The organism is Rahnella sp. 2050, assembly GCF_040544515.1.
GTDB lineage: Bacteria > Pseudomonadota > Gammaproteobacteria > Enterobacterales > Enterobacteriaceae > Rahnella > Rahnella aceris.
In genome coordinates, this window is sequence record NZ_JBEPKE010000006.1 from 70,405 (window position 1) to 86,512 (window position 16,108).

Genomic DNA, 16,108 nt, shown 5'->3' on the forward strand with positions numbered 1-16,108 from the left:
CGCAGGGAGGGGCTTCAGTCGTAACCAGGAAACGAAAAGGCCACCCGAAGGTGGCCTTGATGAAAATCATATTGGTTAATTTTTGGGGATTGCCGTTCCCCATTTCTGCCAGTCTTTTGGCGCTTCCGGATTGAGCAGGAAATGGTTGCCATTGCTGGCTTTCGGCGCCAGCGGCGTTGTCGGTGGGGTCGCAAAAGCGATACCGCCACGGATAAACTGCTGGAATGTGCCGCTTTTGAACACGCCGCCGGTCAGACCGAATTGAAGGTCATAACCGGATGCCAGCCAGAACACCGAGTTTTCGCGCACCAGATACTGGTATTTCTTACTGATCCTCAACGTCACGTTTACCCGGTCGGCCATCGCGCCAAGGTAGAAGCCCGAGACCGTACCTACTTCGATGCCACGGAACAACACTGGCGTGCCGATTTGCAATGAACCGACTTCTGCTGCGTCAACAACAATGCCAAGACCGTCGGTGTAGCGGGAATCGGTAATGGTAGATTCCTGCAGGTCGAAATTACGCGCCGGAACGCCTTTGCCTGCTTCAACGTTGATATAAGGCTGGAGCAGGGTTTCCAGATTACTGACACCACCGGCTGAAATCTCCGGAGAAACAATCGAGAAGCGAGAACCGCGACGGGCGAAGTCGTTCACAAATTCCGGATATAACACGGCTTTGGCCGAAACCTGATTGAGCTGCGGATCGAGCTTCAGTGATTCGACCTGACCAATTGTGATGCCCAGATAGCGTATTGGCATGCCAGCAGAAAGCTTACTGGCATCATAAGTGTTCAGCGTTATCTGGCTGCCGACAGCGCGGGCCGCGGTTTCTGAATCATACAGAACCCGTTTCACGCCTTTACTGGTGGAGACACCTTCAAGATTATCAAAGCTGATGGCGCCTTTCAGCGCACGATCCAGCGGCGAGGCCTGAACGGTCAGACCGCTGCCATTGAGCTGCACTTTGGCACCACCTTCAGCCCAGAAAATGCTTTTCTCAGACAGAAGATTGCGGTATTGCGGCTGAATATACACATCCACTTCAAACTCGTTCGCTTTCGGGCGAACATTCACAATCTGCCCGACCTGGAATTTACGGTAAAGCACCACTGATCCTGCCTGAATATCTGGCAGGGTTTTCGCCGTCAATGTCAGTGTGGCACCTGGCTGATCTCCCTGAATACCTTCAGCGGCTTTTTCCGCGTTGCTGTAAAGCGGGTATTTCTGAACGGGTTCACCTTTACTGCCAGGAATGAGGCGGATACCCCCATCGACCCATTCCTGTGCGCTGGCACCCAACACTTCCATGCCATCAATACCCAGCTTCACATCCACGCGGCTGTTGACCACAAACTTGCTGTCTTTGTGCAGCAGATTTTTATATTCCGGCTTGATCGCGGCATTAAACAGGATGCCTTCATCAGTCAGCGTGCGGTCAATCACCGAGCCGACGTTGATACCGTAAAGCTTGATCGGCTGCCCCGCATCAATTCCATAGCTTTGCGGCGCAATCAGCTGAATCTTGACGGTACCGGGGTTCTGAAGCAGGCGCTGGTTACTGTCAAGCACCACGAAATGCTTTTGCGGTTCCCCATCGCCCGGGATCAGTTCCAGCGTATTACCCGTCAGTAACTGACTGATATTAGCGTTGTTCAAACTAATTTTCGGGCTGTTCATTTCGATACGCGTCCCGGTACGCATCATGTCGATTACCGAAGGGTCGACAGTGAGTTTACCGGTAACTTTATTGTCGGGTTGCAAAGTGACTTTGGTCAGGGTACCGACCTGCAACCCCTGATACATCAGCGGTGTCTGTCCTTCTGACAAGCCGTTGCCGTTCGGCAAATCGAGATTGATTTCAACCCCACGCTGGCTCTGCGCCAGATCCGGATACAGCACGTAAGACTGGTCTGCTTTGGCCGGATTACCATCATTTGGCGAATCCATTGAAATGGCTCCGTTAACCAGCGCGGCCAGACTTTCCATTTGCACTTTCGCGCCACTCAGGCTGAAGTCGCCTTTAAAACCGGATACGTTCCAGAAGCGCGTGTTGTCTTTCACCAGACCGGCAAAACGCTTGTCGATCAGCAAATCAATCGTGACGCCGTCATTACCACTTTCAATGTCGTAATCGTAAACTTTCCCGATAGGGATTTTGCGGTAATACACCAGGGAGCCGGTGCTCAGTGAGCCCAGATCTTTTGAATGCAGGTGAATCATCAGCTCACCGGTATTCAGGCGGAATTTAGGCTGGGTATCGAGCGCGACGAAATGATCTTTCTCTTTGCCGGGGCCGGGCATCATGCCGATGTAGTTACCGCCCACCAGCGCATCAAGGCCGGAAACCCCGGCCAGTGAGGCTTTTGGCGTCACCAGCCAGAACTGTGTGCCTTCGCGCAGGGCGTCAGACAAATCGCTTTTGATACTGACTTTTACCTGAATGGTACGCAGATCTTTGGTCAGACTGATGGACTCTACTGTCCCAACCTCAACCCCCTGATAACGCACAGGAGTACGGCCCGCAACGATACCCGCTGCTGACTGGAAATCGATCGTGACAGTATTTCCACGCTCCTGATAGTTGCTGTAAATCAGCCATCCGGCGATCAGTAAAGCAATAAACGGCAGAAGCCAGAAAGGCGAAATCCGGCGCCTGTGTTTTATCCGTGCTTCAGTCGGTGTATTCGGCGTTTCCTGTTGCATGTGCATCCCAAATCAAGCGGCTATCAAGCCATTCAACGGCAAGAATGGTCAGAATTACGGCAGAGCCAAAGTAAAAGGCGGCCGGACCCATAGTAAAAGACAAAAGCTGGTCACGGTTTACCAGCGACATCATTAATGAAATAACAAACAAATCCAGCATCGACCAGCGTCCTATCCAGGTGACCAGTCGCAGTAAACGGATGCGCGTTTTCAGTCCCTGAATCGCTTTAAAATGGATGCTGAGTAACAGTGTCAGCATCACAATCACTTTAGTAAAAGGCACCAGTACGCTGGCAATAAACACAATCGCGGCAATCGGGATATTCCCTGAAGTGGCAAGCGAAACGACACCGGAGAAAATAGTGTCCTTCAGTTGCTGCCCGTTGGCGTAAATGATGGAAATCGGCAGCAAATTGGCCGGGATTAAAAACATCATGGCCGCAATCAACGCCGCCCAGGTTTTTTGCAGACTGTGTTTGTAGCGTCGTTGCATGGGAACATGACAGCGTGGACAGCGCCCGTGTTCATCCGGTAATCCGGTAAATTTACAGGCAATGCACAAACGGAGTGAAGACGGTACGCCCTTTGGCCTGCGCTGCGGATAAAACTCCTCCCACAGCTGCTCAATATTAAGATTAATCATCGTCATTGTGACCATCACAGTCATCATCAGATACGCGGCCAGTGCAACTCCGGCATTGATATCCGCATATTCTTTGACCTTGATGCTGGCGACCGCCATGCCAATCAGATAAATATCCAACATCACCCAGTCTTTCAGGCGGTCAAGCATCAGCAATACAGGTTTGAGATTCATCCCCAGCTTGCTGCCAAAATGCAGATAAAGAATTGAAACAGCGAGTGTCAGCGGCGCACCGATGGTGCAAAACGCGACCATACTTGCCGTGACCGGATCGCCCTGACGCGACATCTGCCAGATGCCTTCAAGCAGGCTGGCGTCAATACGCGTGCCAAGCAGACGGATGCTGATCAGTGGTTCGGTATAAGCGAAAGGCATCAGCAGCAAAATGCTGATGGCCATAGTGATCAGCCGGGGAAGGGAGCAAACTTTGCCTTTTTCCACTTTGGCATTACAGCGCGGGCAATGTGCAGTTTGCGTCCGTTTCAGCGCCGGAAGCGAGAAAAGGTAATCGCATTCATGGCACCGCTGGTAGCGAACATGCGGTAACTGGACTGATATTGTGTTTATTTTCATAGTACCTGGAATAGTAAAGAATACCTGTTGTTACAATTACGCATCCCCGTTGGGGGGCAGACGAGGCCATCAGGCCAAGATCAGCCAGGTTTTTTTGACAAAATAACGTATTATGCGGTCGGCAAACAGTTATTGTAGGAGAGTCTTTTTGATGTCACACAGGATTAACCTTGTTCACATGGGCATTTAATGCTTATTTTATAGGGGTTAAGCACAACAGAACGGCTCAGTGCCCTTAGGTCATTATTGGTTACTACATGAATAAAGAAGCATTCTACACGGAATTAAAACGTGATTTGAACGCGTTGATCGCCGGAGAAAACAATTTTATTGCTACTCTGTCGAACGCAAGTGCCTTACTTTTTGAACGTCTTGATGGCGTCAACTGGGTAGGTTTTTATCTGCTGGACGGCACAACACTCGTGCTGGGGCCATTCCAGGGTAAAATTGCCTGCGTGCGTATTCCGGTAGGAAAAGGCGTCTGCGGTACCGCAGTAGCGGAAAATGCTGTACAGCGTGTGGGCGATGTTCATGCCTTCCCCGGGCATATCGCCTGTGATGCAGCAAGTAATGCCGAAATTGTTCTGCCAGTGGCCGTTAATGGCACAGTGATCGGCGTATTAGACATTGATAGCACCGTTTATCAACGCTTCGATGAAGCGGATGAACTGGGGCTGACAGAGTTAGTCAGCGGGCTTTGCCAGCATCTCGAAAGCTGCGATGCTGAAAAATATGTCAATCTGATCGTAAGTTGATCGTCGGATAACGTGGCATTTAATAATGGCGTCATTATAATGACGCCTGTTCATGCCTGCGCCGGTTGGCAAACCCGTTGTAATCAGGAAATTTCATGGAAAATCAACCTAAGTTGAACAGTAGTAAAGAAGTCATCGCCTTTTTGGCTGAGCGGTTCCCGCTCTGTTTTACCGCCGAAGGCGAAGCACGCCCATTAAAGATCGGTATCTTTGCGGATTTGGTCGCGCGCGTGCAAGGTGAAGAGAATCTGAGCAAAACTCAGTTACGCTCTGCTCTGCGCCTGTATACCTCAAGCTGGCGTTATCTGTACGGCGTTAAAGTCGGTGCAGAACGTGTTGATCTTGATGGTAATTCATGTGGCGTTCTTGAAGAACAGCACGTAGAACATGCCCGTAAACAGTTGGAAGAAGCGAAAGCCCGTGTTCAGGCACAACGTGCGGAACAACAGGCTAAACGTCGTGAAGCCGGTGAAACCGCTGAGCCACGTCGTCCACGTCCGGCCGCTAAAAAACCTGCGCCGCGTCGTGAAAATGCGCCCGCAGCTGTGGCTGGCCAGGAAAATCGCAAACCACGTACACCTCGCCCACCGCGTGAGGAAAAACGTGAACCGCGTCATGTGCCAGTAACAGACATTTCAAAACTGCAAATTGGCCAGGAAATCAAAGTCAGAGCAGGTCAGAGTGCGATGGATGCAACCGTATTGGAAATTGCCAAAGACGGTGTTCGCGTTCAACTCTCTTCGGGTCTGGCGATGATTGTACGCGCAGAACATTTGCAGTTCTGATACGGAGGCCAACTCAGGCATGAACAAATTTGTCAGATTAAGCGTTATTGCGGGTCTGTTAATGGCAGGAGCCGGGCTGGTGAACACCAGCTTTGCTGCGAACGAGAGTACACCGGTGACTCTCGCTCAACTTCCTAATTTAACGCAGGATCCGCAGGATGCAACGGTGAGCGAGCGTGTGACTGCTCGTTTTACCCGTTCACATTATCGTCAGTTCGACCTTAATGCAGATTTCTCAGCGAAAATCTTCGACCGTTACCTCAACATGCTCGATTATGGCCATAACGTATTAATGGCTTCCGATGTCGCACAATTTACTGATAAACGTGCCACCTTGGGTGAGGAACTGAAATCCGGTCAGTTAACTACCCCCTATGCCTTATTCAATCTGGCTCAGAAACGCCGCTTTGAACGTTATGACTATGCGTTAAAAGTGCTTGAGCGCCCGATGGATTTTACGGGCAACGACACCATTGAACTTGATCGCAGTAAATCACCGTGGCCGAAAGACCGCGCTGAGCTGGACAAATTGTGGGATGCGAAAGTCAAATATGACGAGCTGAACCTCAAACTGACCGGCAAGAACGATCAGGAAATTCGCGATGTATTGTCTAAGCGTTATCATTTTGCGATGAAGCGTCTGACGCAAAGCAACAGCGAAGATGTCTTCCAACTGGTCATGAATGCCTTCGCGCACGAAATTGATCCGCACACCAACTATTTATCGCCTCGCAGCACTGAACAATTTAATACTGAAATGAGCCTGTCTCTGGAAGGTATTGGTGCGGTCTTGCAAGGTGACGACGATTATACAGTCATCAATTCGATGGTTGCTGGCGGCCCGGCGGCCAAAAGTAAAGCCATTGCAGTGGGTGACCGTATTGTGGGTGTCGGTCAGGTTCAGGCAGGAAAACAGACTCCGATTGTTGATGTGATCGGATGGCGTCTCGACGATGTGGTTGCGTTAATCAAAGGGCCAAAAGGCAGCAAAGTCCGTTTGCAGATCTTGCCAGCGGGTAAAAATGCCAAGAACCATGTGATTACGCTGACCCGCGAGAAGATTCGTCTCGAAGATCGCGCCGTCAAAATGACCATCAAAAATGTTGGCGCTCAAAAAGTCGCTGTGATGGACATTCCTGGCTTCTATGTTGGCCTGACAGATGACGTCAAAGTGCAGTTGCAGAAAATGGCTAAGCAGAACGTTAACAGCCTGGTTATCGATCTGCGCACCAACGGAGGGGGGGCGCTGACGGAAGCTGTTTCGCTGTCCGGTCTGTTTATCCCAAGTGGTCCGGTGGTTCAGGTACGCGATAATAATGGTCGCATCCGTCAGGACAGTGATACTGATGGCGTCGTTTACTACAAAGGCCCGCTGGTGGTTCTGGTTGACCGCTTCAGTGCTTCGGCATCAGAAATCTTCGCCGCCGCTATGCAGGATTATGGCCGTGCGCTGATTGTCGGTGAGCCGACCTTCGGTAAAGGTACGGTTCAGCAGTATCGTTCACTGAACCGCATTTACGACCAGATGCTGCGCCCTGAATGGCCTGCGCTCGGTTCTGTGCAATACACTATCCAGAAGTTCTATCGCATCAATGGCGGCAGTACTCAGCGTAAAGGGGTTACCCCGGATATCCTGATGCCAACCGGTATTGAATCGATTGAAACCGGCGAGAAGTTCGAAGATAACGCACTTCCGTGGGATAGTATTAATGCGGCAACCTACACCAAATTAGGCGACATGAAACCGTTCCTGCCTGAATTGCTGAAAATGCATGAAGCCCGTATTGCGCAAAATCCTGAGTTCCAGTACATCCAGCAAGATATCGCGCGTTACAAGGCGCTGAAAGACAAACGTAACATTGCCTCTCTGAATTACGCCCAGCGTGATAAAGAAGATAAAGAGGATGATGCACTGCGTCTTAATCGCCTGAATGAACGCTTCAAGCGTGAAGGCAAGAAGCCGCTGAAATCTCTCGACGATCTGCCGAAAGATTATGTTGCTCCGGATCCTTACCTTGATGAAGCCGACCATATTGCTGTCGATCTCGGCAAGCTGGAAAAGTCTCAGGTTGATCAGGCCCCGGCAAAATAATTCTTGTGACAGACTGACTAAAAGCGCACTCCGGTGCGCTTTTTTTATGTCGTGTATTTCTCAATAACATCGGTATTTCAGCCCTGTCTGTAAAAGCAAACGCTTCAAAATGTAAAGTATTGTGAATTCAGGCCTTCAGAACGCATGGAGTCTTGAATCCTGATAAGAAGCCCATAGGATCAGTACAGCCCGGCATGCTATGTGCCGGTGGTATGACTCGCTAATAACAATGAAGTAACAATGAGGAAGTGAAATTTTATGATGCGTATAGCGTTGTTCCTGCTGACTAACCTGGCCGTTATGCTGGTATTCGGGCTGGTACTTAGCCTGACCGGCATTCAGCACAGCAGCGTGCCGGGGCTGATGATCATGGCCGGGCTGTTTGGCTTCGGTGGCGCAATTGTCTCATTACTGATGTCGAAATGGATGGCGTTACGCTCAGTGGGGGGGGAAGTCATTGAGCAGCCGCGTAACGAAACTGAGCGCTGGTTGATGGACACCGTGCGTCGCCAGTCTCAGCAGGCGGGCATTGCGATGCCACAGGTCGCGATTTATCACGCACCCGATATTAACGCCTTCGCCACGGGTGCACGTCGCGATGCCTCTCTGGTGGCGGTGAGCACCGGATTGCTGCAAAGCATGAGTCAGGACGAAGCCGAGGCGGTTATCGCCCATGAAATCAGCCACATTGCGAACGGCGATATGGTAACCATGACGCTGATTCAGGGGATCGTGAATACCTTCGTGATCTTCATTTCACGTATTATTGCGCAGGTGGCCTCGGGCTTCCTTTCCGGCAACCGTGATGGCGAAGAGAGCAGTAACGGCAATCCGCTGATTTATTTTGCCGTGGCGACCGTGCTTGAACTGGTCTTCGGTATTCTGGCCAGCATCATCACGATGTGGTTCTCGCGTCACCGTGAATTCCATGCGGATGCGGGTTCTGCAAAACTGGTGGGCCGTGAAAAAATGATTGCTGCGTTGCAGCGCCTTAAAACCAGTCACGAACCGCAGGAAGCGGGGAGCATGATGGCGTTTTGCATCAACGGTAAATCGAAGTCATTCAGCGAGCTGTTTATGTCCCACCCGCCACTCGACAAGCGTATCGAAGCGCTGCGCAGTGGTGCATACATCAAGTAGTTTGTTTCCAGCAATGCTGAACAAAAAGCCCGGCTACTCTGCCGGGCTTTTTCATATCAGGATTTCAGGTTTTCCGATTCCTTCTGGCTGCTGGTTTTCTGCGTCATCCTCAGTAAACTGACCAGCGCGCCGGTTCCGGCCAGCATTCCTGCAAGGATCAGTGATGCGTGAGTGCCATGCTGCGGGAACAGGTTAAACATCAGGGCAACCATCGCCGCGCCGGTTGTCTGACCCAAAAGACGCGCAGTGCCCAGCAGTCCGCTCGCACCGCCACTACGGTTTCGCGGGGCTGAACTGATGATTGTGTGATTATTCGGCGACTGGAATAACCCAAAGCCGGCACCACACAGCAACATGCGCCAGATAATGTTCAGATGCGAAGGCTCTGATGGCAGTAATGACAGGGAAAAGAGCCCGAATGAGAACACGATCAGACCAATCCCGCCCAGCATTCCCGGATGGAAGCGCTCAACCAGACGGCCGGCGATCGGCGCCATCACCATCGTCGCCAGCGGCCACGGCGTGAGCAGAAGGCCTGTTTCCACGGAATTCAGACCGAGAGTGTTTTGCAGGAAGAAGGGCAGTGAAACAAAAGCCAGCATCTGGGCGCTGAAAGAACACAGCGAAGTGCCCAGAGACATACTGAAAATAGGAATGCGCAATAAATCGATCGGCAGCAGCGGGAAAGGCTGGGAAAGCTGACGGCGTACGAAGAACCAGCCGATGATCAGGAGGGCAATGACTTCGCTCAGGATCAACATAGGGTTCTGACCTTGCGCAAATCCACTGATGGCGCTGATCAGCAGGCCAAAGGTCAGGGCATTCATCACGCTGCTGATGATATCAAAACGCTGACCCTGACTTCGCGTCGAGTTCGCCGGTAAAAACTTCAGACCGAGTATCAGAGCCACAATACCAATCGGAACGTTGATGGCAAACAGCCATTGCCAGGAGGCTACCGACAGAATACCAGCGGCAATGGTGGGTCCGGCCGCTGCCGAGACGGCAACGATAAGTGCATTAATACCGACGCCACGTCCTAAGAAACGCTGCGGATAAATAATACGTATCAGCGCGGTATTTACACTCATGATCGCTGCCGCACCAAAACCTTGTAACACACGGGCGACAGTCAGTGTCATCAGTGAATCCGACAAGGCGCAAAAGAGCGAGGTGATACTAAATACCAGCAAACCCGTCTGGTAAATACGGCGGTAGCCAAATATGTCGCCCAGTGAAGCCAGAGAAAGCAGAGAAATCGTGATCGCCAGCTGATAGGCGTTAACCACCCAGATAGAGGTTGCCGGGCTGGCATGGAAATCATTAGCGATGGTGGGCAGTGCGACATTAGCGATAGCGCCATCCAGTACAGAAACGGTAATACCCAGCGCAATGGCCAGAATGGCACCATATCGTTGTGGAATGGGTAATCCGTCAGCAGGTGTAGAAGTCATGAGTTCTGTCAGTGCGTAGTCATCAGAGAGGGGAATATTACTACGCTAATTAACGTAAAGTGACAATTGTCACATGATGTAATGAATTTTTTATCTCTCTGTCGGGAATGAAACTGGCTTAACAGTTCTTACATTCTTGATCAATGGGTTGATTGCTTCTCAGCGATGCTTGACAGTATAATAAAAACCACGTTCTATTTTTTTTGAAACAAACTCAACGCGAGCAGGTAATACACCCTATGGCTATCGCAGATCTTGATAAGCAACCCGATTCCGTCTCCTCAGTCCTGAAAGTTTTTGGCATTTTACAGGCGTTGGGGGAAGAGCGTGAGATTGGCATTACTGAACTTTCTCAGCGCGTAATGATGTCTAAAAGTACGGTCTACCGTTTTCTTCAGACCATGAAATCCCTGGGTTATGTCGCACAGGAAGGAGAATCAGAGAAATATTCCCTGACGCTCAAGTTGTTTGAACTGGGTGCCAAAGCGTTGCAAAACGTCGATCTGATCCGCAGCGCTGATATTCAGATGCGCGAATTGTCCCGTCTGACCCGCGAAACGATCCACCTCGGTGCACTGGATGAAGACGGGATTGTCTACATCCATAAAATTGATTCGATGTACAACCTGCGCATGCATTCGCGTATTGGTCGCCGCAATCCGCTGCACACCACCGCAATCGGTAAAGTGCTGCTGGCATGGGGCGATAAAGCAGAAGTCAGCGCGCTGTTGCAGGAAATTGAATTTACCCGCAGCACTGAAAATACCATCATGAATGCTGCCGATTTGCAGACTGCGCTGGATCAGGTTCGCGCGCAGGGTTTCGGCGAAGACAATGAAGAGCAGGAACAAGGGCTTCGTTGTATCGCAGTTCCGGTATTCGACCGCTTTGGCGTGGTGATTGCTGGTTTGAGTATTTCTTTCCCGACGATTCGTTTCTCCGAAGAAAGCAAAAGTCATTACGTAGAAATGCTGCATACTGCCGCGCGGAATATTTCAGAGCAAATCGGTTTTCACGACTATCCGTTCTGAATAATCGCGTTCTGAGTGATTGCGGAATTTCAGACATAAAAATCTATGGTCACCCCCGTTTTTGCAACGTTGATTTTGATTTATGATGGACTTGCTTAAATCTATACGGCGTCTGATGGGCAACCTTACGTTGCCTGCGCCACGATGAAGTCCGCGCCTGCAGAACCTTAAAAAACGGACGGCTTCAAAGAGCCATTTTTTATGTCAGGTTCATCCGCAGGTCGCTGTGCCGTTCATGTCATCAATAATCGGTCGTCGCAAAACCAGAAAGTCACTGCGTAATGCCTAAGAGCTAACAGTTCGTCCCTGTTGGCTCTTTTTATTGGATAAAAGCTGTACGATGGGTTGTCACCGACCAGGCTATTCGGGCCAGTTTGTTGGCTAACCCGCAGGCCACTACGTTCGGGTGATGCCGCGAGAGCTGGGCCTTCACCCAGTCAGCCAGCCGCCCCTGATTGTGTTCAAGTCGTTGCATAAAAGCGCGAGCGCATTGCACCAGAAGACGTCGCAGATTTTTATCCCCGCGCTTACTGATGCCCATTAGCGTACTTTTACCGCCAGTGCTGTACTGACGTGGGACTAACCCCGTCGATGCAGCAAAGTCCCTGCTGCTGGCATAACTTTTTCCATCGCCAAGCTTCGTGGCTAAAAGGCTTGCCGTGATAAGTCCAACGCCGGGGATAGTCAGCAAGCGCTGCGCGGTATCGTCATCCGCCATGTGGGTTTTTAACTCTTGTTCGAGTTCTTCAATCTGTTCAGTGAGGTAGGCATAATGCTGATGGAGACGCATAAGTAATCGCGCTAAATAAGGCGGCAGTTCGTGCTCTTCAAGCACCGCGGCAAGACGCCTGATAACCGCGATGCCGCGCGGCATGCTAATGCCAAACTCCAGCAGGAAAGCGTGCATCTGGTTGGTGGTTTTAACGCGGTCTCTGACGATTGCGTCACGGACGCGATGAAGCGCCGACATAGCCTGCTGGTCTTCGGTTCGCGGAGTCACGAAGCGCATAGAAGGTCGTGATGCGGCTTCGCAGATAGCCCCGGCATCAATGAAATCGTTCTTATTGCTTTTAACGAAGGGTCGGACAAACTGAGGAGATATGAGCTTCACCTGATGCCCGAACTGGCTGATGTGCCGGGCCATAAAATGGGCGCCCGCACAGGACTCCATAACAACGGTAGAAGCGGCACAAGTAGAGAGAAAGGCGGTTAACGGGTTGCGGGAAAACTTCTTACGTAGCAATGCATTACCGTTTTTATCCTGAGCGTGGACATGGAACGAATGCTTGCCGAGATCAATACCGATGAGCGTAACGTTTTGCATGATGATCCCCTTCAGAAAGAAAAACACCCTGTCAGCGTACCGCTCACAGGGTGGGGGTGACCATCTTATTAAGCGCCTCCCGGAGGAGGCGTTCGTCAGCCCTCATCAGACGCTTGCGCGTTTACTGAGCAGAAGCCAGTTCAGGTTGTTTCTCATCAGTTTCACGATCCAGCGTCATGCGGTGCAGTTTAGATGCAGTGACCAGCATCAGCACAGCAATCACAGCGGTTGCAATACCAATCTGCAGGAACACGTGGCTATAAATTGCCAGTGAAGCATGCGCGTCATCAATGTCAGCAGGCACGGCAGTCAGATTGGCCACGTAACCCGCGATAATTGCAGCGGCTGCGGTGGTCAGGAACCAGGCACCCATGATGAAGCCCATCAGACGCTGCGGAACCAGTTGAGCAACCATCGCCAGACCCAGACCGGAAATCATCAGTTCGCCGATACTCTGCAGCGCGTAGCTCAGTACCAGCCAGTTTACTGACACAATGCCTTGCTCATTCGCCAGGCTCGCACCCCACGGCAGCACCAGGAACGCACCGGAACACAGCACCATACCCATCGCAAACTTGTGCGGCATTGGCATACGGTCACCGACCTTGGTGTAGACAGCTGCCAGAACCGGGCTGGCAACCATGATCCAGAATGGATTCAGCGCCTGGAACTGCTCAGGCTGGAAGCTGATACCCAGCAAATCGTGGCCTACGTTGTGGATAGCGAAGAAGTTCAGCGACGTTGGCATCTGGCTGTACAGCACGAAGAACACCACCGCTTCCATCATCAGCAGGAACGCCACAATCATCTTCCGGCGGGCGATGCCTTTCATTGAGAACGTTTCTTTCGCAAACACAATAATGATACCGACGGAAACCACACCCAGAACCATACGTGCGATGGTTTGGTTATGCAGTAACCAGCTTGACAGGAACACCAGCGCGACAACACCGACCAGCACCATCAGCAGTTTTTTGAACTGCAGCGGCGCGAAGTCTGGTTTTGACCCCTGACGTTTGACCCATTTGCGGCAGAACAGGAAGTTCACGATGGTGATCAGCATACCCACAACGCTCAGGGAGAACGCGACACTCCAGCCGTACTTCGCGGCCAGCCATGGTGTTGCCAGCATGGAGAAGAACGAACCGATGTTCACCGACATGTAATACATGGTGAATGCGCCATCGAGACGCGGGTCATCTTTTTCGTAGCAGGTAGAAAGCAGTGAGGATGGATTTGCTTTAAACAAGCCGCTACCGACGGCGATAGTCGCCATACCCAGATAAACCCAGAAAATTTCATGGCCGGAATAGGCAACGAATGAATAACCCAGCGCCAGCACAATCGCGCCAAGCACGATCACGCGTTTTGAACCCAGCACTTTATCGCCCAGCCAGCCGCCGATAGCGACGAAGCCATAGACCAGCGCACTGAATGATGAGAACAGGGTGATGGAGTCGGCTTCACTCAGGCCAAGCATTTTGACCAGGTAAACCGCCATGATCCCTTGCAGGCCGTAGTAACCGAAACGTTCCCACAATTCGATGGAGAAGATCAGGTAAAACGCTTTTGGCTGTTTGAAGGCGTTAAGACTCACGCTTTCATTGTTTGGTGTTTTGTTTGCAGTTGACACTCGTACCTCTGTTTATTCCTTCCGGCCGTATGTGGCGGAAACGCATAAGTGGCGCGAAATAAGCACCCTTTGCATTGTTATAAGATGGGATGACGGCAAGTAATGTTCACTATCTTCGTAAATGTGGCAAGGAGTTTGACATATGCTGTTACATTTAACTTATCCGACGTGATTAAACTATGTTCGAAATGTTATGCAGAATTAATGTTTATGTTTTCTAAATAGACAATATGAATATGTTGCACGAATTGTAATCACTACTCTTATAGTGCCATTGTTTTACAGGGAAATACTTAAGTGGTTTATTTGTCTGATTTGGCGTGAATATGTAGTGAATATCTCTGGGGTGTTGTGCTTTATATGGTGGTTTATGAATGGCTTGTTTGCTGCTGAAGACGCAACCAGAACGGCGCACAGTGTAATGTGATCAGTTTCTCGTTTTAACACTAAATTTTCGATTGAAAATAAGATTAATACGACTTATGCCGGTTAGGTGGCGCAGGTATTTACAATTGGCATCACCGGCAGGGGAATATCCTGCCGGAATGAGGGGAGAAAGAATGAAGGTAAACAGGTGAAGAACTACTGATTCAGGGTATCGCCCAGCGTCTGAATCAGACGGTTTGACCAGCTGAACAGCGCCGCAGTCAGCAGAATATCCAGAGATTGTGTTGCCGTATAACCTGCATCAGACAAACTATGCAGCTGGCGTGCATCAAAACGTTCCGGGGTACGGGTCAGGGCGACCACCGTTTCCAGCAAGGCAATCTCTTTTTTGTCTTGCAGATTTTTCGACAGCGTATCAACGGCATCATCGCGATGATTTTCTGCGAATAATTCGTTAATCAGCATCTCATTCCCACCCGCTTCAAGATACAAACGTCCGTGGATCCCGGCGCAATACAGACAACCGTTTAGCTGCGACGTGGCTACGGCAGCCAGTTCACGCCACGCGGCCACCGGCTGCGCACCTGCCTGCATAATATTATTAAATACCGCAGAAAACTCGCTCAGCGCGTCGGCGTCATGCACCAGCAATGTATAGAAAGAGGAAGAACGCGCATCTGGCGCGATTAAATCCAGTACATCCTGCTGATGCTGGCTGGCATTTTCCGGTACCACTTCAGGTAAACGCGACGTCCATTGCAACATCGCCAGTGAAAACCCTTTCTGCCCGCAACCTTCCGGCGAAGGAAATCCTGGCAATACGGCGGCGGCGCGGCCGCGTAAACCATTCAGAACCGCCAGTACGCGTGCCTGATAGCTGACAAAGCCAATCACTTGCGTAAAGGTCACGATATCGCGCGTGCTGAAACCCACGTCATAAAGCTGATGCAGCATCGGCGCAGTAATCAGTGTTGGCTGGGTTGCGAGTAATCGTGCGAACTGGGTAATGTGGGTCTGGCGGATGTTACTTTCGCGGGAGGCGTCAGGGCTGGGAAGCGGGGCGAGACGGGCAGCGTAATGGCTACAAAGTGTCTGTACGCCGCTGACCTGTGCCACCGTCAGCGCACTACTGAGACGGTCATACAAGGATAATGTTTCGGTACGTGAAACCTGCAGATTGTCAGGAAACAGTACCTCATAACAGGCGCGGGAGGCCCTCAGTAGTCGCTGGCGGTCGTTAAGTAACTGGCGAAGTGTCGGGTCAAGTTGAGCATCAAGGCCCAGCAGAAAGCGATCCTGTACCAACGCAGCGTGCGGATCGAGCGGCAGATGACCATATTGGCTGGATTGTGTTTCATGATACCAGCCGCTGTGCGCGGCCTTGCGTTGTTGTTCCATGAACGGGTCCTTTCTTCAAGCCTGCTACTCAGGCAAATTATCAGACCCTATCGTTGCCGATACTGCTGCCGATATAAAATAATGTTAAGCGATAAATCATATCGAAAAGGAATAGAAGAGGGTGGATTTGCATAATAAAGAAAACGGCATCAGTTTCCTGACACCGTTCAGGGGGTGAATCTGCCCG

11 protein-coding genes are annotated in these 16,108 nt (G+C 50.9%); 5 read left to right on the forward strand and 6 right to left on the reverse strand.

Features of this window, described 5'->3' with window-relative positions:
• Positions 1–75: 75 nt before the first annotated feature.
• Together ABIC79_RS20070 and yebS are read right to left on the reverse strand one after the other, a co-directional pair.
• Positions 76–2,706, reverse strand: coding sequence for a PqiB family protein (locus ABIC79_RS20070; protein ID WP_037037452.1), 2,631 nt, complete (start codon positions 2,704–2,706; stop codon positions 76–78).
• Complete coding sequence (gene yebS / locus ABIC79_RS20075; protein ID WP_112197718.1) at positions 2,675–3,922, reverse strand: membrane integrity lipid transport subunit YebS; 1,248 nt, start codon at positions 3,920–3,922, stop codon at positions 2,675–2,677. Before yebS ends, ABIC79_RS20070 begins: the two co-directional genes overlap by 32 nt.
• Positions 3,923–4,179: 257 nt before the next feature.
• On the opposite strand from yebS, the gene msrC reads away from it, so the two are divergent.
• From msrC to htpX, 4 genes are all read left to right on the forward strand, one after another.
• Positions 4,180–4,677 (forward strand): free L-methionine (R)-S-oxide reductase MsrC, encoded by a 498-nt coding sequence (gene msrC / locus ABIC79_RS20080; RefSeq protein ID WP_013576152.1) that lies wholly within the window; start codon positions 4,180–4,182, stop codon positions 4,675–4,677.
• 95 nt (positions 4,678–4,772) lie between these two features.
• Positions 4,773–5,462: an RNA chaperone ProQ gene (gene proQ / locus ABIC79_RS20085; protein ID WP_013576151.1), complete on the forward strand. Its 690-nt coding sequence runs from the start codon at positions 4,773–4,775 to the stop codon at positions 5,460–5,462.
• Positions 5,463–5,481: 19 nt separating this feature from the next.
• Entirely contained in the window at positions 5,482–7,554 is a 2,073-nt protein-coding gene (gene prc / locus ABIC79_RS20090) for a carboxy terminal-processing peptidase (RefSeq protein WP_013576150.1), read from the forward strand.
• 258 nt (positions 7,555–7,812) lie between these two features.
• The gene (gene htpX, locus ABIC79_RS20095; RefSeq protein ID WP_013576149.1) at positions 7,813–8,694 is read left to right on the forward strand and encodes a protease HtpX; all 882 of its coding nucleotides are present in this window, start codon (positions 7,813–7,815) and stop codon (positions 8,692–8,694) included.
• A gap of 56 nt (positions 8,695–8,750) precedes the next feature.
• Here htpX and ABIC79_RS20100 read toward each other — a convergent pair whose 3' ends face one another.
• Entirely contained in the window at positions 8,751–10,148 is a 1,398-nt protein-coding gene (locus ABIC79_RS20100) for an MFS transporter (protein WP_037037455.1), read from the reverse strand.
• Positions 10,149–10,387: 239 nt separating this feature from the next.
• Here ABIC79_RS20100 and kdgR point away from each other — a divergent pair, with 239 nt between their 5' ends.
• Positions 10,388–11,179 (forward strand): DNA-binding transcriptional regulator KdgR, encoded by a 792-nt coding sequence (gene kdgR / locus ABIC79_RS20105; protein ID WP_013576147.1) that lies wholly within the window; start codon positions 10,388–10,390, stop codon positions 11,177–11,179.
• 319 nt (positions 11,180–11,498) lie between these two features.
• On the opposite strand, the gene ABIC79_RS20110 is transcribed toward kdgR, so the two are convergent.
• The 3 genes from ABIC79_RS20110 to ABIC79_RS20120 all read right to left on the reverse strand — a co-directional run bounded on the left by ABIC79_RS20110 (position 11,499) and on the right by ABIC79_RS20120 (position 15,921).
• A complete protein-coding gene (locus tag ABIC79_RS20110) occupies positions 11,499–12,503 on the reverse strand; it encodes an IS110 family RNA-guided transposase (RefSeq protein ID WP_354568289.1) in 1,005 nt (334 codons plus the stop codon).
• Positions 12,504–12,624: 121 nt separating this feature from the next.
• Positions 12,625–14,136 carry a dipeptide/tripeptide permease DtpA gene (dtpA, locus tag ABIC79_RS20115; protein ID WP_013576060.1) on the reverse strand — a complete coding sequence of 504 codons (1,512 nt, stop codon included), beginning with the start codon at positions 14,134–14,136 and terminating at the stop codon, positions 12,625–12,627.
• 582 nt (positions 14,137–14,718) lie between these two features.
• Entirely contained in the window at positions 14,719–15,921 is a 1,203-nt protein-coding gene (locus tag ABIC79_RS20120) for a CMD domain-containing protein (RefSeq protein WP_013576059.1), read from the reverse strand.
• Positions 15,922–16,108 lie beyond the last annotated feature (187 nt).